Source organism: Streptomyces hilarionis (assembly GCF_024539675.1).
In the GTDB taxonomy this organism is placed as follows: domain Bacteria; phylum Actinomycetota; class Actinomycetes; order Streptomycetales; family Streptomycetaceae; genus Streptomyces; species Streptomyces hilarionis.
The window spans coordinates 1-20,604 of record NZ_JAHHIT010000119.1 but is presented as its reverse complement, the minus strand read 5'-3'; the positions used below and the strand labels follow the sequence as shown (position 1 = coordinate 20,604).

Here is a 20,604-nt window from a genome sequence, read left to right as displayed (position 1 = left end):
GGCATGACCGAGGTGTCCTCGCTCACAGGACGGCTGCTCGTGGCAACGCCCGCCCTGGCGGACCCGAACTTCGACCGTGCGGTGGTGCTCCTCCTCGACCACGACGAGGAGGGCTCCCTCGGCGTCGTCCTCAACCGGCCCACGCCGGTGGGAGTGAGCGACATCCTGGAGGGCTGGGCGGACCTGGCCGGCGAGCCCGGCGTCGTCTTCCAGGGCGGCCCGGTGTCCCTGGACTCGGCCCTCGGGGTCGCCGTCATCCCCGGCGGCGCCGCCGGGGACGGAGCCCCGCTCGGCTGGCGCCGGGTGCACGGCGCGATCGGCCTGGTCGACCTGGAGGCCCCGCCCGAACTCCTCGCCTCGGCCCTCGGCTCCCTGCGGATCTTCGCCGGATACGCCGGCTGGGGACCCGGCCAGCTGGAGGAGGAGCTGGTGGAGGGCGCCTGGTACGTCGTGGAGTCCGAGCCCGGCGACGTCTCCTCGCCGGCGCCCGAGCGGCTCTGGCGCGAGGTGCTGCGCCGCCAGCGCAGCGAACTGGCGATGGTGGCCACCTATCCGGACGACGCCTCGCTCAACTGAGGCCGCTCGGCCGATGCGCGTGAGGATCCCCGCCCGGCTTCAGTACGCTTGGCGCCATGAGCACTCTTGAGCCTGAGACCCAGCCCCAGCGAGGCACGGGGACGGGGACCCTCGTGGAGCCGACGCCGCAGGTGTCGCACGGCGACGGGGACCACGAGCGCTTCGCCCACTACGTCCAGAAGGACAAGATCATGGCGAGCGCCCTCGACGGGACGCCCGTCGTGGCGCTGTGCGGCAAGGTCTGGGTGCCCGGCCGCGACCCGAAGAAGTACCCCGTGTGCCCCATGTGCAAGGAGATCTTCGAGTCCATGGCGGGCGGCGGCGACGACAAGGGCAAGGGCGGCGACAAGAAGTAGCCCGTTCACTTCACCGAGGCCCTCGTGGCGCGCTCCGGCGCGTTCGGGGGCCTTCGGCGTGTTCGGCCCGCGCCGGCCGGATCGGCGCCCGTGATCGCCCCCGGGCGGCCGCCGCGAGCTATTCCGGTTCCCGTTCCGGTTCGCCTTCCGGTCCGCCTTCCGCTTCCCCTTCCGGGCCGTCTCGCCGATCATGTTCCCGGGGTCTCGCGGCGCGTTTCTCGGCGCCCTTTCGGCGCGCCTGCCGCAAGGGGCGGAGAAAGCGGTTCCTCGAGTCCCGCGGGAACCGCTCCGGCACACCCCGCGGAAGACCGCGCGACGCCGCGGAACACGGCGTACGCGCTTTCTTCCGGGGCGGTCCGCAGCGTCACCGCCCTTGCGGTCGTGGTGTCTTCCGTACTCGCACAGCGACGGCCGGCCGGCGGGCCGGGCGGAGCGGTCAGGGACTGAACGATGGATCTGATTCCGGCGCCCCGGCGCATCACCGGGGACCACCGCGGCCACGGTCGCCTGGACGCGCGGACCCGGCTGGAGGCGGGCCCCGGCACCGAGGGCGTCGCACGGTGGCTGCGCGCGACGGTCGGCGCGGCGACCGGCCTTCCCCTCGCCGGCCACGGCGACGGCGAGTCGCGCATCGGGCTGGCCGTCGACCCCACGCTGCCCCCCGAGGGCTACCGGCTCTCCCTCGGCGGCCCCGACCGGCTGATCGCGGGCGGCAGCGCGGCCGGCGTCTTCTGGGGGGCGCAGACCCTGCGCCAGCTGCTCGGCCCCGACGCCTTCCGCCGGGCTCCGCTGCGCCCCGGCCGCCACTGGGACCTGCCGGAGATCACCGTCGAGGACGAACCCCGTTTCCGCTGGCGCGGTCTCCTGCTCGACGTGGCCCGGCACTTCATGCCCAAGGAAGGCGTCCTGCGCTATCTGGACCTGATGGCCGCGCACAAACTCAACGTCTTCCACTTCCACCTGACGGACGACCAGGGCTGGCGTGTGGAGATCAGAAGGCACCCGCGGCTGACCGGGATCGGGTCCTGGCGGTCGCGCACGAAATTCGGGCATCGCGCCTCGCCCTTGTGGGACGACAAGCCGCACGGCGGTTTCTACACCCAGGACGACATCCGGGAGATCGTCGCGTACGCCGCCGAACGGCATATCACCGTCGTCCCGGAAATCGACGTGCCCGGCCACTCGCAGGCCGCGATCGCCGCATATCCGGAACTCGGAAACACCGACGTCGCGTCCGCCTCCGGAACGGACGGCGGCCCCCTGTCCGTATGGGACACCTGGGGGATCAGCCCGCATGTCCTCGCCCCCACCGAGGAGACCCTGCGTTTCTACGAGGGGGTGTTCGAGGAGGTGCTGGAGCTGTTTCCGTCGCGGTTCGTCCACGTGGGCGGCGACGAGTGCCCCAAGGACGAGTGGCGCGCCTCGCCGGCCGCGCAGGCGCGCATCAGGGAGCTGGGGCTCCCCGACGAGGACGGATTGCAGTCCTGGTTCATCGCCCACTTCGACCGGTGGCTCTCCGCGCGCGGGCGACGCCTCGTCGGCTGGGACGAGATCCTGGAGGGCGGCCTCGCGCCGGGGGCGACCGTGTCGTCCTGGCGGGGCTACGCCGGCGGGATCGCCGCCGCCCGGGCCGGACACGACGTCGTGATGTGCCCCGAGCAGCAGGTGTACCTCGACCACCGCCAGCACGACGGCCCGGACGAACCCGTGCCGATCGGCTACGTGCGCACCCTGGAGGACGTCTACCGTTTCGAACCGGTCGCCCCGGAGCTGACGCCCGACGAGGCCCGGCACGTGCTGGGCGCGCAGGCCAACCTGTGGACCGAGGCGATGGAGGACCACACGCGCGTGGACTACCAGGCGTTCCCCCGGCTCGCCGCCTTCGCGGAGGTCGCCTGGAGCGGCCTGCCCGCGCCGGCGGAGCGCGACTTCGCCGGCTTCGAGCGCCGCATGCGGACCCACTACGGGCGGCTCGACGCCCTGGGGGTCGGCTACCGTCCGCCGTCCGGGCCCCGGCCGTGGCAGCGGCGGCCCGGCGTCCTCGGGCGTCCGATCGACGGGCCGCCCCCGAACCGGTGACGCCCGTCCGTGCGAGCGTGCGAGAGCGCGGGGGAGAAACCCCGTCAGGGTCACCGAAGAGTGGCAATTCGCGCACACCGGCGATGCCGTGCGAAAACGGACCGTCTCCCGGATGACGTGGGCGAATGCCTCCTGGCGGACCCCCGCGTTCTGGTGTGGCGAACATGTGCCAGAGTTGCCACGTCCGCCCTGTCAGCACGTACCGTACGGCAACACAGGTGGGACCAGGTGGGGCAGCGGGAAGGGGCAGCCGGTTTTGAGCACGCACGCACCGCAGGCGGCGCAGGCCGTCACGCTGCCCACGACACTGGACGAGGCCGTGGCGGCGCTGGCCGCCATGCCCGCGGCCGTGCCCGTGGCCGGCGGCACCGACCTCATGGCCGCCGTCAACTCGGGACAGCTCAGGCCCACCGGGCTGGTCGGTCTCGGCCGGATCAGCGAGATCCGCGGCTGGCAGTACCAGGACGGCCACGCCCTGCTGGGCGCCGGACTGACCCACGCGCGCATGGGCCGTCCCGACTTCGCCGCCCTCATCCCGGCGCTCGCCGCCGCCGCCCGCGCCGCGGGTCCGCCGCAGATCCGCAACGCGGGCACCCTGGGCGGCAACATCGCCTCGGCCGCCCCCACGGGCGACGCGCTGCCGGTGCTGGCCGCGCTCGAGGCGACCCTGATCATCGCCGGGCAGGACGGAGCGCGCCGGGAGATCCCGGTCTCGCACCTGCTGGCCGGCGTGGACATGCTGCGCGGCGGCGAACTCATCGGGTACGTGCGCGTGCCGCTGCTGCACGCCCCGCAGGTCTTCCTCAAGGCCACCGGGCGCACCGGCCCGGGCCGTGCGGTGGCCTCCGTGGCGCTCGTCCTCGACCCGGCCCGGCGCGGCGTCAGATGCGCCGTCGGCGCCATAGCGCCGATGCCGCTGCGCCCGCTGGAGGCGGAGCAGTGGGTCGCCCGGCTCATCGACTGGGACAACGGCCGCGCCGTCGTCCCCGAGGCCCTGACCGCCTTCGGGGAGTACGTGGCGGCCGCCTGCATCCCCGACCCGACGCCGGGCGTGGACGGCTCCGTCCCCGAACTCCCGCCCGCCGTACTGCACTTGCGGCGCACCGTCGCCGCGCTGGCCCGACGAGCACTGGGGAGGGCGCTGTCGTGAGCGACGACCAGCACGGACCCGGACACGGACAGGACGACGCCCGGGACCAGGGCGCGCCGCAGGGCGGCAGCCGCTGGGACCCGCTGCCCCAGGGGGACTACGACGACGGCGCGACCGCCTTCGTCAAGCTCCCCGAGGGCGGCATCGACGCCTTCCTGGCCGCCCGCGGCGACAGCCCGCTCGCCGCGCCGGGCCACGGGTACGTGCCGCCGCAGATAGCGGCCGCGCCCTCCGAGGACCCCGCCGCGACCTGGGCCGCCCCCGCCGGCTCGGGCGACTGGCCCGCACCGCAGGGCACCCCGCAGACGGTCGGCGACGACCGCTTCACGTACCACCCCGGCGCCACCGGCCAGTGGACCTTCGACGACACCGCGGCGCCCCCCGGCGCGCAGCAGTCCGCGCACGCCTCCGGCCATGACGTCACCGGCCAGTGGTCGATCCCGGTCGCCGGCGGCGATCTCCCCGACGAGTCCGGCGAGTTCACCACGTCGTCCCTGGTCGAGCAGTGGGGCGGCACGCCCCCCGCCACCCTGCCCGGCGGCGCGGCCGCACCCTGGGCGACGGGCGCGCCCGAGCCGGCGGAGGGGCCCTGGGGGCCGCACACCGACGAGACGGCCCGGCAGGGCGCGGAGCAGGCCCCGTACGGCCACGCGCCGGAGCACACGCCCCCGCACGGCGTGACCGGACACGCGCCGTCGCACGCTCCCGCCCCGGCGGAGAGCGACCACCACCGCGCCGCGCCGGAGCACGCCGACCCGCACGCCCCCGACCCGCACGCCCCCGGGCCGTACGCCCCGGAAATCTCCCCCGAGGCGTACACGGTGGCCCCGGACGGCCCTGTGGAGGCCGCCGGACGGGCCGCCGAGGCCGAGGAGCCCGCCGAGCCCGCGGAGGGCCCCGACGGCCCCCAGGAGGCCGTCCACGGCCCCGCCGGGCCGGCCCCCGATCCGGCCGCCGCGCACGCGGACGCCCCCGCCCCGTCGGACGCCCCCGCGGCCGACAGCGCCCCGGGCGGCATCCCCGGAACCGCCCCCGACCCCGACGCGGCCGCCGGGACCGACGCGCACGCCCCGGCGGACGCCGACCCGGCCGAGGCGTCCGACGACGCCCCGCCGCCGCTCCACGAGGAACACCCCCTCGCCGCCTACGTGCTGCGCGTCAACGGCTCCGACCGGCCCGTCGCCGACGCCTGGATCGGCGAGTCGCTGCTCTACGTCCTGCGCGAGCGCCTCGGCCTCGCCGGCGCCAAGGACGGCTGCTCGCAGGGCGAGTGCGGCGCCTGCAACGTCCAGGTGGACGGCCGCCTCGTCGCCTCCTGCCTGGTCCCGGCCGTCACCACCGCCGGCAGCGAGATCCGCACCGTCGAGGGCCTCGCCGTCGACGGCGAGCCCTCCGACGTGCAGCGCGCGCTCGCCCGCTGCGGGGCCGTGCAGTGCGGCTTCTGCGTGCCCGGCATGGCGATGACCGTCCACGACCTGCTGGAGGGCAACCCGGCCCCCACCGACCTCGAGGCCCGCCAGGCCCTGTGCGGCAACCTGTGCCGCTGCTCGGGCTACCGGGGCGTCCTGCGGGCCGTCCAGGACGTCGTGGCCGAACGCGAGGCGCACGCCGCCGCGGACGCCGAGTCGGACGGCGACGAGGCCCGTATTCCCCACCAGGCGGGCCCGGGCGGAGGCGGCGTCCACGTGTCCGCCTTCGAGAACCCGGCACAGCCCCACCCGCACGACCCGGCGTACGGACAGGGCCAGGACGGAGGCCAGGCGTGAGCAACGAAGCGGTGGTCGCGACGAGCCCCGTCGAGACCGCTCCACCCCCGGAGCAGGTCCCCCACGGCATCGGCGCGTCCTTGCAGCCCGCCGACGCGCGCGCCAAGACCGAGGGCACCTTCCCGTACGCGGCCGACCTGTGGGCCGAGGGCCTGCTGTGGGCGGCCGTGCTGCGCTCACCGCACCCGCACGCGCGCATCCTGTCCGTCGACACGTCCCACGCGCGGGAGATGCCGGGCGTCCGGGCCGTCGTCACCCACGAGGACGTCCCCGGCCGCGCCCTGCACGGCCGCGGCACCGCGGACCGGCCCGTGTTCGCCTCGGACGTGGTGCGCCACCACGGCGAGCCCATCGCGGCCGTCGCGGCCGACCACCCGGACACCGCGCGCATGGCCGCGGCCGCCGTCATCGTCGAGTACGAGCTGCTCGACCCGGTGATCGACCCCGAGCTCGCCTTCGAGGCCGAGGCCCTGCACCCCGACGGCAACCTGATCCGGCACATCCCGCTGCACCACGGCGACCCGGCCGCGGTCGGCGAGATCGTCGTCGAGGGCCAGTACCGCATCGGCCGCGCCGACCCCGCCCCGATCGGCGCCGAGGCCGGTCTCGCCGTGCCCCGTCCCGACGGCGGCGTGGAGCTCTACCTGGCGTCCACCGACCCGCACACCGACCGGGACACGGCCGCCGCCTGCTACGGCCTCGACCCCGAACGGGTGAAGATCGTCGTCACCGGCGTGCCCGGCGCCACCGCCGACCGCGAGGACCAGGGCTTCCAGCTCCCGCTCGGCCTGCTCGCCCTGAAGACCGGCTGCCCGGTCAAGCTCACCGCCACCCGCGAGGAGTCCTTCCTCGGCCACGCCCACCGCCACCCCACCCTCCTGCGCTACCGCCACCACGCCGACGCCGAAGGGCGGCTGGTGAAGGTCGAGGCGCAGATCCTGCTGGACGCGGGCGCCTACGCCGACACCTCCGCCGAGGCACTGGCCGCCGCCGTCTCCTTCGCCTGCGGCCCCTACGTCGTGCCGAACGCCTTCATCGAGGGCTGGGCGGTGCGCACCAACAACCCGCCCTCCGGCCATGTGCGCGGCGAGGGCGCGATGCAGGTCTGCGCCGCCTACGAGGCGCAGATGGACAAGCTGGCCAAGAAGCTCGGCGTCGACCCGGCGGAGCTGCGGCTGCGCAACGTCATGGCGACCGGCGACGTCCTGCCGACCGGCCAGACGGTGACCTGCCCGGCGCCCGTCGCCGAACTCCTCCAGGCCATCCAGGAATTCCCCCTCCCGGCGCTCCCCAAGGACACCCCCGAGGAGGACTGGCTGCTGCCCGGCGGCCCCGAGGGGGCGGGCGAACCCGGCGCGGTCCGCCGGGGCGTCGGCTACGGCCTCGGCATGGTGCACATGCTGGGCGCCGAGGGCGCGGACGAGGTCTCCACGGCGACCGTGAAGGTCCAGGACGGCGTCGCGACGGTCCTGTGCGCGGCGGTCGAGACCGGCCAGGGCTTCACCACGCTGGCCCGTCAGATCGTCCAGGAGACCCTCGGCGTCGACGAGGTGCACGTGGCCCCCGTGGACACCGACCAGCCCCCCGCGGGCCCCGGCTGCCGGGGCCGCCACACGTGGGTCTCCGGCGGCGCGGTGGAACGCGCGGCCAAGATGGTCCGCACCCAGCTGCTCCAGCCCCTGGCGCACAAGTTCGGCATGTCCACCGAACTGTTGCAGATCACCGACGGCAAGATCACCTCCTACGACGGCGTCCTGTCGACGACCGTCACGGAGGAGATGCGGGGCAAGGAGCTGTGGGCGACGGCGCAGTGCCGCCCGCACCCCACCGAGCCCCTGGACGCGGCCGGCCAGGGCGACGCCTTCGTCGGCCTCGCCTTCTGCGCGATCCGCGCGGTCGTCGACGTGGACATCGAGCTGGGCTCGGTGCGCGTCGTCGAACTGGCGGTCGCCCAGGACGTCGGCCGGATCCTGAACCCGGCGCAGCTCGCCGCGCGCATCGAGGCGGGCGTGACCCAGGGCGTGGGCATCGCGCTCACGGAGAACCTGCGCACCCCCCGCGGCCTGATCCGCCACCCCGACCTCACCGGCTACGCGCTGCCCACGGCCCTGGACGCCCCGGACATCCGGATCGTCAAGCTGGTCGAGGAGCGGGACGTGGTCGCGCCGTTCGGGGCGAAGGCGGCCAGCGCGGTCCCGGTGGTGACCTCGCCCGCGGCGATCGCCTCCGCCGTGCGCGCCGCCACCGGCCGCCCCGTGAACCGGCTGCCGATAAGGCCGCAGGCGGCCGTGGTGACGGACCGGTGAGCGCCCCGGCCCCGGGATCGGGCCCGGATCCGGACCCCGGACAGCGCTACGAGCCCCCGCCGGGCGTGGGCAAGCTGCTGGCCTGGATCCTGCTGTTCGTGGCGGCCGCGGTGGTCGTGGTGCTGGGCGGCGTCTACTTCACCTGAGTTCCGCCCCATTCGACCCGTTCCGGGCCGAGTTCGACCGGATCCTGCCGCGATCCTGCCGCGATTCCCCGGTCGGGAGATCGCCCGGGCGGGGAACTCGCGGGGCCCTCCCGACGTCTGTCATGCGGGACCGGTGCCGGGCGGACGGAGCGCCGTCGCTGGTCACAGCCGTTGTCAGTGGGTCCGCATAGGCTGCGGAGCAGTGGGACGGCGCACGCAACTTCCGCACGGGGGACCGATGGGCACGACCAGGACCACCACCGCCACGACGACGACACCGACGATCATCTTCACCGAGGACCAGCTGAACCCGTACGCCACGCACGCACCGACGCACCTGCCGACGCGGCACCGGCCGACCGGCCCCGCCCTGCCCGGACTCCCGGGGCCCGGCGGCCCGCTGACGCTGCGCACGACGCACCCCGGCCGCCCGCGCGCCGGCGCCCCCGGAAACCGTCCGACCGCCCTGCTCGACGGGGTGGGCGCGGAGATCCCGGCCACGTTCCTCCTGCACGACCACCCCGGCCTGACGCCCGCCCGCCCGCTCGCACCCTCGCTCGGCGAACTGGTGCGCCTGGCCACGGCGGTGGACGAACTGGCGGCCCTGCACGGCCAGTTCGCCTCCTACGCGGGCCGGCTCGGCCCGAGGTCCGCCGTACAGGCCGGGCGCGCACTGCTGGCGGCGTTCGAGACGGCCGCGGCCGACGCGGACCGCGCGCGGCACGCGAACGCCGTTTCCGGCGGCCCCGGTTCCGCGGGCGCGACCGCGCTCCTGTGGCAACTGGCCGCGGTGATCCGCCCGCTGGCCCCGGCGGCCGGCCGGTGCACGGCGTCCGGTCTGGCCCTCGACCTGCCCGCGCGTTTCCTGGGCGAGGAGTTCGGCCCCCGCGCGGTCGTCCGCTTCGACGACGTCGACTGCCCCCCGGCGCTCGCCCACGCTCCCACCCGCCGCTTCCTGCGCGAGCGCGGCCTGCCGGAGAACGCCGTCCCGTTCGCGCTGGAGACGGACACCCCGCTGCGGACGCTCGCCGAGCACGCCGCCGACGCCGGCCACGGCGACGCCCTCCCGCAACGGCGGCTCCCGGCCGGAGCGGAGCGGCTGATCCGGCTCGGCGGCCTGACGGCGGACGCCGACCTCGTCCTGGACGGCGCCACGGGCGCGGTGCTGATCCGCAGCGAACCGGACCTCGGCCTGCACCCGCTCAACGCCGACATCTCGACCCTGGCCCTCACCTTCGGCCTGATCCGCCGCGAGGGCGCCCTGCACGCGGTGCGCACGCTGACCGGGGCCTACGACCGCCTCGCCGACACGATGTGCCGCACCCTGTCCGCGACCGACCCGGCCGCCTGCCACGCGGACGTCGGCTAGGGCGTGTTTCGAAAGTAGCGTCGTCCGCCCGGAGGGCGGGCCCGGCGGCGTCTGGTGCGTGCGATCGCAAGGCGGAGGGTCACCCCGATACTGGTTGTATCGGGGTGATCCCGACAACGCGGCGAGCGTGCGTGCCAGGCGTCGCCGGGCAGACGGGACTTTCGAAACACGCCCTAGCGCGAACGCCCGGAAGGGCGGCACCCCCTCGGGGATGCCGCCCTTCCGTTCTGCCTGGTCCAGGCACTTGAGGCCATGGCGGGAATCGAACCCGCGTAACTCGCTTTGCAGGTTTGTCTGTCCTGTTCAGACCATGGTCCGGACGCGTTCAGGGGTGTTCAGCACCGAACGGGTGCTGCTTGCAAGGGGGAGCGTGAACGCGGTTGGACGGCAGGGTACGGCGATGAATGAGACGGAAACTGAGACGGATCCGAGCCGGCGGCCGGCAGGCGATGTCGGGAGGGCATGGTCGCCGGACCTTCCTCTCCGCCATTCCTGCACGGCTTGCAGCCCCTAGAAGCGCGCGCCATCATGCACAGCGCTGGGTCCGCCCTGTGCTCGGAGTTGTGACCCTATTTGTTTGTCATCAGTACGTCGACATCCCGGAATCCTGCGAGAATCTGCTTCACGGTCTTGACCTCTTTCTGAGGGTCAGGCCTTACTTGCATCTTGGCAGACTTATGCGCGACCTCTCCTCGGGCTGTCGCCCAGGTTTCAGTTACGCTAAGCCACATTGGGTCTATTTCCTTCTCGGTGAGCCCGATAGGCATCAGCAAGCGAAGGATGTTCTTTTCCTTGATGCCGTGATTTTTGGTTCTCACGTATCGGTTGAACTCGTTCTTCGCGGCTTCGACCCTTGCCTTCAGGTCTGGATACTTCTTCTTCTGGGAAGCGTCCGAAAGCGAGTCGGGCATGGCGTGAAGTGACTCCTTGTAAGCCACCACGGAGAGGAGGCTTGTGGAAATGACTCCAGAGTATTCCCAGCGAGAGAATGCCGTATTTAGTACCTCGATCACGCGATCCTCAATGAACGCCTCAAATTCTGCGTGTACGAGAACCCTGAACGCTCGTGCGTGTTCGTACACGACGTCGTCGTAGCTTCCCGTGGGATCGAAGGGGGAGGGGATTAAATACTTCTCCAACTCGGCGATACGGATCTCCAGGTCCTGAAATCGCGAGGAAGGCATATCGACTCCCTTCTAGAGAACAATTCGATTCTCTTGGAGAGTTGGAATGTCGATATCCATTTCGAGCGCCTCTGAAAGCTCTTTGCCCCAAAGTGAAAGTCTGCGGTGGGTGGCGGTGGTTGTCTTCGTGGTTGTTTGAATGGACTCCACGAATCGGGCGTCCTTCTCGCATAGGGCCTGGAAGGCTGCTTCGACCGCGCTTTTTCGGTTAATCGCCTGCTCTGCGATTGATTCATCAGTGAAGTAATAGGTCATGATGTCGAACACCGCTCGATTGAATCGACCTTCGTAACGGGATCCCGACCAGCGGTAGAAGGAATTGTCCCCGAAGATTTCGAAGGTTGTCTCAATTGCGCCATCGAACGAGACGCCCACCCCTCGAATTTCTTCCTCGTGTGCTTCCCAATCGTCATTTAGGTAGTTCACAGTGTCGTCGAGAAACTTTTTAAGATTCCCTGTGTACTCTTCCAGCATGTATTGAAATGCGAAGTAGCGAAGTAGAACCTCGACATCTCGCATCCGGAAGTCTGGTTTGTCGTTCCGTAGCGCCTTACGCAGCCATGTGCTGCTTGTGGCCACATCGTCCAGGTAATCAGTAAACGGACCAGGATGAAGTGCTTGCCTGAGTTCCTGGGGAGACAGCTTTACGCTGCCGGTATTCAGTCGCAGGAAGACAAGGTTAAGGAAGTCCTCATTTGGCCAGCGTCGAACTACGACGGTCCGGATGGTTTCATTAAGGAATGCGTTCAGGTCATCCAGGTGCTCGTCGCTCTTCTCCATTTTTTTCAGAGTGACGAGTTTCAAGTCTTCGCGTACCTCAAGGCCCGTGAGGGAGAATCCCTTAAAGTCTTCGTCGCCGTCCGATACGGCGAACGAAGAACCTGCTGCGAATTGGCGAAGGGCGAGAAGTCGTTGCTTTCCATCAAGTACGATGAACTTCCCCCTCTTGTTCTTGTCCTCGGCAAGGACAATCTGAGGGATGGGTAGTCCGAGAATCAAGGACTCAATGAACCGACTCTTCCTGGGTTTAGTCCAAGCATCCCGTCGCTGAAAGCGAGGGTTCAGTTGAATATTCCCCCGTCGGAGCTGACTCAGGATTGTTTCAGCGGTCCAGTCTGTGTCTGTTACGACAGCGCGTGTGACGTCGTCTGAACTGACGGGCTCAGTCGTGTCATCGGCCTCGCCGTCGACATCGTCCCATTCCTGCTCTTCGGCGTACGCCATGACTCCCCAATCTCGCTGACTGTCAGAAGGGCCCTCTTCGGCCCACAGCCATACCTTGTCAGAACCTGCGCAGAGCTGTGATGACTTTGCCCAACTGTCCACATCGTGTAGGGCATCGGCCTGCGAGGAGGGTCCCGTTGCCAGCAGCCACGGTCAGGCTATGAGACTCCTTCCCTCGCATCAGACCGCCCGTGGGAAGCTAGGCAGTGAGACGGCCAACTAGACAGGAGGCGCGAGTGCCCGAACATGTGAGCCCTCGCGGGACGTTCCTCAAAGTTGCTGATGCGGTCAAGGCTCGGATCGCCGCGGACCCTGAGATGACAGAGCTTCCATCTGCCACCGATCTCATGCGCGACTACAACATCTCGCGCGGGGTCGCCCTGCGTGCGTTCGGCGTGCTTCATAAGGAGGGCGCTGCGGAACCGGTGCCGGGCGGACGCTGGCGTGTGGTCAGAGAGGGGCAGCGGACCGACCGCCGGCCCCTCGCCGAGCGGCTCACCGACGTCTTCGCGGATGACGGCCTTGAAGTCGGGGCAGCGTTCCCGAGTGCTTCCGTGCTGTGCGAGAGGTTCGGTGTCTCGCGCCCGACGCTTACCAAGGCGTTGGGAAAGTTGGAAGCAGCAGGATGGCTGTCCGAAGGGGGACAGGGCAGGCTACGTACCGTGCGGGCCCTGCCGAATCGAGAGGAGAGTTCCTCACTGTGACGGGACTGACAGAGTGGGCATACCCGCTTGCTGAATCGCTGCTTTCCGAGCCACTGCCGCGCCGCTGGAAGCACTCGGTTGGAGTCGCCGAGCGCGCACGCATCATCGCGCCGATCCTCGGTGCGGACGCGGAGCTGTTGGAGGCGGCGGCGGTCCTGCACGACATCGGCTACGCGCCGGACCTCGCCAAGACGGGATTTCATCCGCTCGACGGGGCCCGCTACCTTCGCGACATCGCGCACGCCGACGAGCGGGTTGTGAACCTTGTGGCTCACCATTCCTGCTCATGGATGGAGGCGGAAGCCCGGGGGCTGCACGAGGAACTTGAGGCCGAGTTTCCACGCGAGCATGCGCACCTCAATGACGCGCTGTGCTACTGCGACATGAACACGACCCCGGACGGGGTGCCCACCAATCCGGTGGACCGGATCAACGAGATTGCCGGCCGGTACGGGCCGGACAGCCTGATTGGGACGTTCATCCGCAGAGCTGAACCCGAGATTCTCGCGAGCACTTCACGCGTGCTCGAACGCGTCGCCGCCGAGAAGCGTCAGCCGATGTAAGGGGCCGTGCGGGTCCGGTCCATCGCGTGCTCGATCCGGAGCCGCATGGTCGGGTGGACGTCTAGCGTCGTCAGGTCCGATGGGGCGACCCATCGGACCTGCGTCGTCTCATCGCTCGTGCGTATATCGCCCCCGACCGGGCGCGCGCGGAAACAGATGCTGAACTGCTGCCGGACCTCGCCGTCGTCGTACTGCATCACGTGGCCGGGGTCGGTGTAGATCCCGGACATGTCGACGACTTCCGCTTTGATTCCGGTCTCTTCCCAGACCTCGCGGACCACGGTGTCACTGATGGACTCGCCCACGTCGTGGCCACCGCCGGGCAGTGCCCACCGGCCGTTGTCGGACCGTTGGATCATCAGCACCGATCCCGCGTCGTTCTGCACGAACGCAACGACGGACGGCACCACCGAGTTGGCCGGCGGGGCATCGGGGTCGTGCAGGTAGTCAATGCGTCCCATGGTCAGGCTCCTGTGATGCTTGCGATGTCTTGATCTGTGATCGGCCGGGCGTTGTCCCAGGTGTGTTGGATGCTATTCGCGTACGTGTCGAACAGCCCGCCGCCGGGCAGACGGCGCAGATGCAGGACCGGGGCCATGTACGCGCCGATGCCGTACACGTGAGGGTTCACGAGCATCTCGTCATCGGACCGGTAGATGGAGTTGTAGAGCGTGGAATCGTGCAGCCGGACCCCGATGTCGGGATGACTCCTCATGAGTGGGCGGTAGTGCAGTAGGGCATTCCGAATCTTGCCGCCCATGATCCGATGTCCCTCGTCTATGCCGCGCTGCTCGACTGCCGCACAGGCAGGGTCCCCGAGCAGGATGCGCACCTGGGCGCCTGCCTCAACCTTCGCCTTGGCGAGGTCGTGAAAGACGGGGTCCTCAGACAGGAAGAGCCCGGAGTACACGAGCACGTCTACGTTCCGTTGGGCCCGCCCATAGATCTCTCGCCAGAGGCCGGGCGGCACCGTGTGCCGATGCGGGTAAACCGTGACGATCTCAGCTTTCGTCAGGTCTGCCGCACTCTCAACGGCCCGGCCGTCGTCCCACAACGTTGTGACGTCGACCTTGAGTGCTGCGGCCGTCGCGTACTGGTGTCGCCGATACGGAACCTTCCCCTTCGTGATCCAGCGTTCGACGGTCTTCGGGTTGACATCGATCTCTTCGGCCAGTGCCTGAACCGTCATGCCGCTGGCCAACAAAGCAGAACGTAAGCGTTCGTTGGACATCTGTACCCCCGGTGGGACGTCTAGGGACTTCTTGAAGGTACTCAGACGCCCTTGAGGTGTCCACGCACGGGGTGACCAAGTCCCCTGACGTGGGGCGATTCTGATGCCGCGCCAAGAAGTCCAGGCGCAAAGCCAAGAGGTTCCGCAGCTGTACTTGACGAGACCCCATGCAGTACCTGTAAAACAGGTACTGCAACGACGTCCGGAGGAAAGCCCGAGGGGGTGAGTACGAGGGCAGCGTTCGTTCCTTGAGAACTCAACAGCGTGCCTGGGAGGCCGTCCCTCCCCTGCCAACAAGAGGACGGATGCGTACGAACCACTCCGTACGCGACTGCACGACCAGCCTCCGCAGCGCTTCGCTGCGGCCGGTTGCCTCCGCTGCTCGTCTCGTACGAGCAGCGCTGAGGGGAGCCGGATATCCGACTTCAACGGCGCGCACCCACCGGAGCGGCAACTCCGGTGGGTGCTGTTCGGGCCGTTTCACCTGCTAGGGAGACCACGACCCATGAACCACATCGTCACTGTTGAGGACGTTGTTACGGCGTTCGCCGACTTCATGGAACCGACCAGCGCTGAGCTGGACGCGATCGAGCTGGAGTCCCCCGTCATCGCGGCGGAGATCGACCTGCTCGACGCGCAGATCACGACCCTTGACCGCCCCGTGAACGAGGTGGACGCCCGCCGGATCCGCCGGGCCCGCAACCGGGTCCTCGCGGCTCGTCGGGACCTGGCCAACGGTCCGGCCGGCGCGCTGCTGCCGGGCGGCGCGGCATGAGCACCTCGCCGAAGCTGACGGCCGCGCACGCTGAAGTGAAGGCGGAGATCGCCCGGACCGACGCCAAGACGGCCCTGCTGCTCGCGTTCGTCGGCGCGGTCCTGGCCGGCGCGTGGACGATCGCCCGCGACCTCCCCCTGAACGTCCCCGCCGCCGTGGCGGGCGGTGTGGGGATGGCGCTGCTGGTCGGCGCGGCCGGCCTGCTGTTGCGGTCGGTGCGTCCGAACCTGCGCGGCCGGCACGGCTTCCCGCTGTGGGCCACGCTCACCGCCGAGGAGATCACCGCCACGGTCGACGGCGGCGACCTCGCCGCCGATGTCGCCGGGCTGTCCCGCCTGGCGGTCGCCAAGTTCACCAGCCTGCGCCGCGCGGTCGACCTGACCTGCGCGGGCGGCGCCCTGCTCGTCGCGGCCCTCCTGCTCACCCTGGCGGGTGCGGCATGAGCGGGACCCACAAGCCTCTGACCGGCATTCAGATCGGGGTGTTGGCAGCCGCGTTCGTGCCGATGCTGGCCACGGGCGTGGTCGGCGGTATCGGCACCTACAGCAACATCGGTCACGCCTACGGCAAGGGCACTGCGCTCGGTGCGCTGGGTGCCGGTGAGGGCGCGACGGCCGTGCTCGCCCTGGTCCTGCTGGGCCTGACCATGTTGGGCCAGTCCTCGCCGCGCGTCGTGCGGGCGGGGCTGTGGGTGTTGCCGGCGGCCGCCGCCGTCATGGGCGCCATGGCCGCGCCGGATCCGGGCCGCACCGTCGTCTACGCCCTGACCCCGATGGGCATGTCCGTCTCGGCCGAGGGCATGGCGTTCCTGGCCCGCCGGATCGTGGTGCACACCGATGGCCGCGACGCGGAGAACGAGCGTCGCACCGCTGATCTGGTGCAGGCGCTCGCCTACCACCGCGCCCGCGCCACCGCCCACCCGAGCGAGTGGGTCAAGAAGTGGTCCGAGCGAAAGTCGTGGAGGCTGGCCCGCAAGATCGGGATCGGCGACGTGGCGCTCGGATCCAGGCTGCTGGACGTCCAGCGCGATCGGATCACCGACCGCGCGGACGCCGCCCTTGCCTCGATGTTCGGCGGCGTCACCCTCACTTCCGCACTCGATTCCGCACCGACTCTGAATGCGGAGGAATCATCCGATACCGTGACGGAACGGTCTAGGGCTGAGCTGATGGAATCGACGTCGGATCCGGTGGTGACGCTGACCCGGTTGACTCTGCCCGATCCGGTCGCGGTCGACCTGGGCAAGTCGACTCCTTTACTCAAGCCGCTCCCCTCGATGGCCCCCGCTCCGGAGCTGATCGAGGCGGCCCCGATTCTGCCGGTTGTGCGGCCGGTAGCGGCTGAGTCGGCCCGGCCGGTGCGGGCGACGGGTCGGGTGCCGGACGCTGCGAAGTCACCGCGCGTGCGCCGCACGCCTGAGCAGCTTCTGAGTGAGGCGCGGAAGCTGACGGCCGAATGGCCGGAGAAGCAGATCACGGGTGAGGGTCTGCGCCGCGCCCTGCGCACGTCCCCGGCCAACGCCCGCATGCTGCGTGACGCTCTGCTCGCCGAGCGCGCCGGTGGGGCGGTGGCATCGTGAGCGCCCTCGCCGCCCTCTTACCGGCTGTGGGGCCCGTCATCGGGTGGGCTGCACATGCCCGGTGGCTGCACGCCCGGCTGACCACAGCGCGGCGTGACCCGCTCACCGGACTGTGGACGCGCGAGGCCTTCACCCGGCAGGCCCGCCGCCTGCTGCGCGACCCGCGCGCGGTCGTCGTGCTGGCCGACGTCGACCACTTCAAGCAGATCAACGACCGCTTCGGCCACGCCGCCGGTGACGTCCTGCTCGCCACGGTCGCCGCCCGCCTGGCCCACGGCACCGCGCCCGGCGGTGTGGCCGGGAGGCTCGGAGGGGACGAGTTCGCCGCCGTCATCATCGACCGCGACGGCTCGGCCCCTGACCGCCTTCAGGTCCTCGCCCGCGTCCTCGCCCGGCCGGCCGACACCGCCCCCGAGGTGCACACCACGGTGTCTCTGGGTTGGGTGCGGGCCGCCGACCACCCGGGCGAGGACCTGTCCGCGCTGCTGCGACGCGCAGATGAGGCCATGTACACGGCCAAGCGGTCCGGCCGTTCCGGGCCGCGCCGGGCCCGGCTGGGACGGCTGCTCGGATCGGTCGCAGGACGCCGGCACGGACGGCGTGGTGCGGCATGAGCACGCTTCCCGTCTTCCGCTGGCACCTGGCCCCGGACGGCTACGCCACCCGCCGCCAACTCCGCGCCCGCGGCCTGCGGCCCGGCGGTCAGGACGTCGCCGCTCAGCTTGAACGCCCCCGGCGCCGGGGCCGCCCGCCACTGGTCGCCTACCTGTACCGGATCGACCTGGCCCAACCCGTTCGCCCGATGACCTCCCGCAAGTGGGGAGCGCTGGCGCTGGCGATGCTCGCCCGCCGCACCTGCCCGCGCTGCCGGCTGGACGTCGGCTACTGCATCCCCACTTCGCACGACATGTGCGGGATGTGCCTGGCCGCCGAGGAACAGCGCGCCGCCTGACCCCCCATACGTCAGCAGGCCCGACCGGCAACTTTCCACGGATCCCGGTCGGGCCCTACTCCCCTTAAGGAGTGCTCACAGCATGACGGAACTCAGTACCGAGCCGGTAGTAGTTCCGGCCGCACCGCCCCCGCCCCCCGACACCGCGCCCGTCACCGTCAAGGGCAAGGATGTGGATGAGGTGGACCACACGCCCGGCGGGTGGCCCATCGTCCCGCTCGCCCTGTCCGGCGCCAACAGCACCGTCGGCGCACTCGCCGCAGCCTTCTTGACCGGCGGCCCGATCGCCGCGGCCGTCGCCGCCACCGGCATGGTCGTCCTCGGCACCGTCGCCGCCACCCGCTCCCGGCAGCCGAGCCCGCGCCGCGAGGCTCGCCGATCCGCCGCCCGCACGGCTGGTCGTGCGGCGGCCCGCTCCGCAGGCCTGCGCAGCACCGGAACAGGCCGCGCAGGATCGGGCCGGCCCGGTGCGGGCCGCGGTTCGGCCGGCTCGCGCGCCGGTGGATCCGGTCGCCGGTTGAGCAAGGTGCCCGGCCAGCACCGCCGCAGCACCGCCGCGACGGCCGGCCGCAGCAGCGCAAGCGGCGGAACGGCCGGCAAGGCCACGCGACGCGCGTCCCAGCACACGGCGGCCGCGGGGAAGGCCGCGGCCCGGGTCGGGCAGGTGAAGGCGTTACGGGCGGCGCAGCAGGCTGCGGCAGGCTCGCGGGCCGGGCGGCGGGCGCAGACGACCAACACCAGGCGCGCGGTCGCCGACGCCCGCCGCAACGCCAAAGCCGCGGCAAGCGCCACCCGCCCGGGCAAGCGCGGGACCGGTGCCGGTCGCCTGTTGGGCGGTGCGGCCGGTAAGGCGCGGGCCGTGCGCGATGCGGCGATCGCCAAGCATCGGGCCCGGCGCGACGCAGCGACCGGCGACAAGGTCGCAGCCCAGCGCGCGCAGGTGCGTAAGGCCCCGGCCCGCCGGGCGGCGCGCAAGGCGTTGCTGCGGTCCGCGGCCCGTTTCCACGGCCGCCGCCTGCTCGCCGCGCTGCTCGCACTGCCGGTCGGCCTGGTGGGCTGCGTCTCCACATGGCTGGGCCGCAAGTTCGGCATTCCCGCCCTGATACATCCCGGTCGCCGCCTGTACCGGCGCATGGTCCGCACCGCCGCTGAGGAGCGCGCGGCCCGGGACGAGACGGCACGTCAGACGCTGCGGGAGCGGGAGGCCGCTGCCGACGCGGAGGCCGCGCAGGACGGCACCGACGGCCCCGGCGAGCAGGTGGAACGCCCGGCCGCAGACATCCCCAACCCCAACACCGTAGGTCAAGGAGAGAACGTGTCTGGTTTCCGGTTCGAAGAAGTGGCCTCCGAGATGGAGCAGGCCGCCAACCAGTACGACCCCGAGAACGCCATGGAGATCCTCGCCATGGTCGAAGGCCTCCCCGCTGCCCTGACGTCGGTGGCGAACGTGATGAAGATCCTCGCCGAGCGCTCCGACTCCGAGTTCCCGCTGGAGAAGGAGGTCGCGGACGGCTTCAACGACATCTTCGGAGCCCTGATGAGCGCCGTCGCGGTCGCCGAAGACCTGGGCCCGCTGTTCCGCTTCGCGCACGAGCAGGACATCGCCCGCCATGAGGACCCCCGCAACGGCCCCGAAGCCGAGAAGGGCTGGAACGTCTGAGATGGGCAGCACCGTCACCGCCAAGAAGAAGAGCACCGCCAAACAGGACGCGGGCAGCGGTCCGGTGCTGGACTGGGCGGCCGGTCACGGACCCGTGACCGGTGCCCTGTCCGCCACCACCGGAGCCTTCGCCGTCGCCACGACCGGTGCCGCCACCGGCATGCCGCCCGGCTGGGCTTTGGCTGTCGGTGTGGCCGGCGCGCTCGGTCACACCGTCGCCGGCCTGCGGGTGCGCAACGCCGGCCGCACTCTCGCCACCCGCGCCGCCAGCTGGCTCATCGGAGCCGGGTGGACCACCTGGGCCATGGCCGACGGCCCCCTCACCTGGGCCGCCCTCGGTTCGCTGGCCACCATCGGCGTCGGCATCGGCGCGGCCGCCCGCTCCGTCGCCCTGTACGAGGAGGCGCGCGAGGAGGAGGCGATCGCGGCCGAGCAGCGGGCGGTGGCGCTGGAGTTGTCGGCGGAGCGGCGGGCGATCGCCGAGCAGTGGGTGGAGCGGATCCAGCGGATCTGCTCGATCTCCGTGCGAGTCCTCGCGGTCGAGATGTGGCCCACCGCGACCGGCTACTCCCTCGATCTGGAGCCGCAGGGCGGGATCACCTACGACCGCATCGCGCAGCACGCCGTGGCCCTGTCCGCGGATGCCAAGCTCCCCCATGGGTGCACCGCCGCAGCCTCGCCCGGCATCCATCAGGGCCGCACCATCCTGGACGTGACCACCGTCAACGTCCTCAGGGAGGACTGCCCCTACCCCGACGACTACGGGCCCCTGTCCGTTCTGACCGGTCTGCCGTGGGGGGTGCGCACCAACGGCGAGACCGTCTCCGCCTACTTGCGCGAACAGTGCGCGCTGGTCGTGGGGCCGACTGGGTCAGGCAAGACGAACATGCTGCACAGCATCCTCGCGGGCAATGCCCGTGCCGATGACCTGCTCACCTTCGTGATCGACCTCAACGCCGGATCGGTCGGCTTGCCCTGGGTCCT

Annotated in this window: 20 protein-coding genes, 1 tRNA gene and 1 pseudogene; 17 read left to right on the top strand and 5 right to left on the bottom strand. The window is 71.1% G+C overall.

The features are described 5' to 3' along the window. The first annotated feature begins 3 nt into the window (after nucleotides 1–3). The 8 genes from KMS84_RS26790 to KMS84_RS26755 all read left to right on the top strand — a co-directional run bounded on the left by KMS84_RS26790 (nucleotide 4) and on the right by KMS84_RS26755 (nucleotide 9,748). Nucleotides 4–576, top strand: coding sequence for a YqgE/AlgH family protein (locus KMS84_RS26790; protein WP_256919022.1), 573 nt, complete (start codon nucleotides 4–6; stop codon nucleotides 574–576). A gap of 56 nt (nucleotides 577–632) precedes the next feature. Continuing rightward, the gene (locus KMS84_RS26785; RefSeq protein ID WP_069773379.1) at nucleotides 633–932 is read left to right on the top strand and encodes a DUF3039 domain-containing protein; all 300 of its coding nucleotides are present in this window, start codon (nucleotides 633–635) and stop codon (nucleotides 930–932) included. A gap of 450 nt (nucleotides 933–1,382) precedes the next feature. Further along, complete coding sequence (locus tag KMS84_RS26780) at nucleotides 1,383–3,011, top strand: beta-N-acetylhexosaminidase (RefSeq protein ID WP_256919021.1); 1,629 nt, start codon at nucleotides 1,383–1,385, stop codon at nucleotides 3,009–3,011. Nucleotides 3,012–3,267: 256 nt separating this feature from the next. Beyond that, on the top strand, nucleotides 3,268–4,161 hold the full coding sequence (locus tag KMS84_RS26775; protein WP_256919020.1) for an FAD binding domain-containing protein: 894 nt from the start codon (nucleotides 3,268–3,270) through the stop codon (nucleotides 4,159–4,161). Then, nucleotides 4,158–5,927: a 2Fe-2S iron-sulfur cluster-binding protein gene (locus KMS84_RS26770; RefSeq protein ID WP_256919019.1), complete on the top strand. Its 1,770-nt coding sequence runs from the start codon at nucleotides 4,158–4,160 to the stop codon at nucleotides 5,925–5,927. Before KMS84_RS26775 ends, KMS84_RS26770 begins: the two co-directional genes overlap by 4 nt. Next, nucleotides 5,924–8,233, top strand: a complete 2,310-nt coding sequence (locus KMS84_RS26765; protein ID WP_256919018.1) for a xanthine dehydrogenase family protein molybdopterin-binding subunit — start codon at nucleotides 5,924–5,926, stop codon at nucleotides 8,231–8,233. Before KMS84_RS26770 ends, KMS84_RS26765 begins: the two co-directional genes overlap by 4 nt. Beyond that, entirely contained in the window at nucleotides 8,230–8,379 is a 150-nt protein-coding gene (locus KMS84_RS26760) for a hypothetical protein (RefSeq protein ID WP_256919017.1), read from the top strand. The genes KMS84_RS26765 and KMS84_RS26760 overlap by 4 nt, the downstream gene beginning before the upstream one ends. A gap of 238 nt (nucleotides 8,380–8,617) precedes the next feature. Then, on the top strand, nucleotides 8,618–9,748 hold the full coding sequence (locus tag KMS84_RS26755) for an SUKH-4 family immunity protein (RefSeq protein WP_256919016.1): 1,131 nt from the start codon (nucleotides 8,618–8,620) through the stop codon (nucleotides 9,746–9,748). Nucleotides 9,749–9,995: 247 nt separating this feature from the next. On the opposite strand, the gene KMS84_RS26750 is transcribed toward KMS84_RS26755, so the two are convergent. The 3 genes from KMS84_RS26750 to KMS84_RS26740 all read right to left on the bottom strand — a co-directional run bounded on the left by KMS84_RS26750 (nucleotide 9,996) and on the right by KMS84_RS26740 (nucleotide 12,156). Further along, nucleotides 9,996–10,064 (bottom strand) — tRNA-Cys (locus KMS84_RS26750). A gap of 253 nt (nucleotides 10,065–10,317) precedes the next feature. After that, entirely contained in the window at nucleotides 10,318–10,932 is a 615-nt protein-coding gene (locus tag KMS84_RS26745; protein WP_256919015.1) for a HEPN domain-containing protein, read from the bottom strand. 12 nt (nucleotides 10,933–10,944) lie between these two features. After that, a complete protein-coding gene (locus tag KMS84_RS26740; RefSeq protein ID WP_256919014.1) occupies nucleotides 10,945–12,156 on the bottom strand; it encodes a DUF262 domain-containing protein in 1,212 nt (403 codons plus the stop codon). 236 nt (nucleotides 12,157–12,392) lie between these two features. On the opposite strand from KMS84_RS26740, the gene KMS84_RS26735 reads away from it, so the two are divergent. Then, nucleotides 12,393–12,860 carry a GntR family transcriptional regulator gene (locus KMS84_RS26735; RefSeq protein ID WP_256919013.1) on the top strand — a complete coding sequence of 156 codons (468 nt, stop codon included), beginning with the start codon at nucleotides 12,393–12,395 and terminating at the stop codon, nucleotides 12,858–12,860. Then, on the top strand, nucleotides 12,857–13,423 hold the full coding sequence (locus KMS84_RS26730) for an HD domain-containing protein (RefSeq protein WP_256919012.1): 567 nt from the start codon (nucleotides 12,857–12,859) through the stop codon (nucleotides 13,421–13,423). Before KMS84_RS26735 ends, KMS84_RS26730 begins: the two co-directional genes overlap by 4 nt. Here KMS84_RS26730 and KMS84_RS26725 read toward each other — a convergent pair. Both KMS84_RS26725 and KMS84_RS26720 read right to left on the bottom strand, forming a co-directional pair. After that, on the bottom strand, nucleotides 13,411–13,884 hold the full coding sequence (locus KMS84_RS26725) for an NUDIX domain-containing protein (RefSeq protein WP_256919011.1): 474 nt from the start codon (nucleotides 13,882–13,884) through the stop codon (nucleotides 13,411–13,413). The genes KMS84_RS26730 and KMS84_RS26725 overlap by 13 nt on opposite strands. A gap of 2 nt (nucleotides 13,885–13,886) precedes the next feature. Beyond that, complete coding sequence (locus tag KMS84_RS26720; protein WP_256919010.1) at nucleotides 13,887–14,654, bottom strand: helix-turn-helix domain-containing protein; 768 nt, start codon at nucleotides 14,652–14,654, stop codon at nucleotides 13,887–13,889. Nucleotides 14,655–15,159: 505 nt separating this feature from the next. On the opposite strand from KMS84_RS26720, the gene KMS84_RS26715 reads away from it, so the two are divergent. From KMS84_RS26715 to KMS84_RS26685, 7 genes and pseudogenes are all read left to right on the top strand, one after another. Further along, on the top strand, nucleotides 15,160–15,429 hold the full coding sequence (locus KMS84_RS26715) for a DUF6284 family protein (protein ID WP_256919009.1): 270 nt from the start codon (nucleotides 15,160–15,162) through the stop codon (nucleotides 15,427–15,429). Continuing rightward, complete coding sequence (locus KMS84_RS26710) at nucleotides 15,426–15,872, top strand: Pycsar system effector family protein (RefSeq protein ID WP_256919008.1); 447 nt, start codon at nucleotides 15,426–15,428, stop codon at nucleotides 15,870–15,872. Before KMS84_RS26715 ends, KMS84_RS26710 begins: the two co-directional genes overlap by 4 nt. Beyond that, nucleotides 15,869–17,008, top strand: a complete 1,140-nt coding sequence (locus tag KMS84_RS26705; RefSeq protein WP_256919007.1) for a conjugal transfer protein — start codon at nucleotides 15,869–15,871, stop codon at nucleotides 17,006–17,008. The genes KMS84_RS26710 and KMS84_RS26705 overlap by 4 nt, the downstream gene beginning before the upstream one ends. Then, a complete protein-coding gene (locus tag KMS84_RS26700; protein ID WP_256919006.1) occupies nucleotides 17,005–17,622 on the top strand; it encodes a GGDEF domain-containing protein in 618 nt (205 codons plus the stop codon). The genes KMS84_RS26705 and KMS84_RS26700 overlap by 4 nt, the downstream gene beginning before the upstream one ends. Further along, entirely contained in the window at nucleotides 17,619–17,960 is a 342-nt protein-coding gene (locus KMS84_RS26695; RefSeq protein ID WP_256919005.1) for an RRQRL motif-containing zinc-binding protein, read from the top strand. The genes KMS84_RS26700 and KMS84_RS26695 overlap by 4 nt, the downstream gene beginning before the upstream one ends. A gap of 82 nt (nucleotides 17,961–18,042) precedes the next feature. After that, complete coding sequence (locus KMS84_RS26690; RefSeq protein ID WP_256919004.1) at nucleotides 18,043–19,620, top strand: hypothetical protein; 1,578 nt, start codon at nucleotides 18,043–18,045, stop codon at nucleotides 19,618–19,620. A gap of 1 nt (nucleotide 19,621) precedes the next feature. Beyond that, nucleotides 19,622–20,604, top strand: a pseudogene (locus tag KMS84_RS26685) (hypothetical protein); the annotation flags it as partial.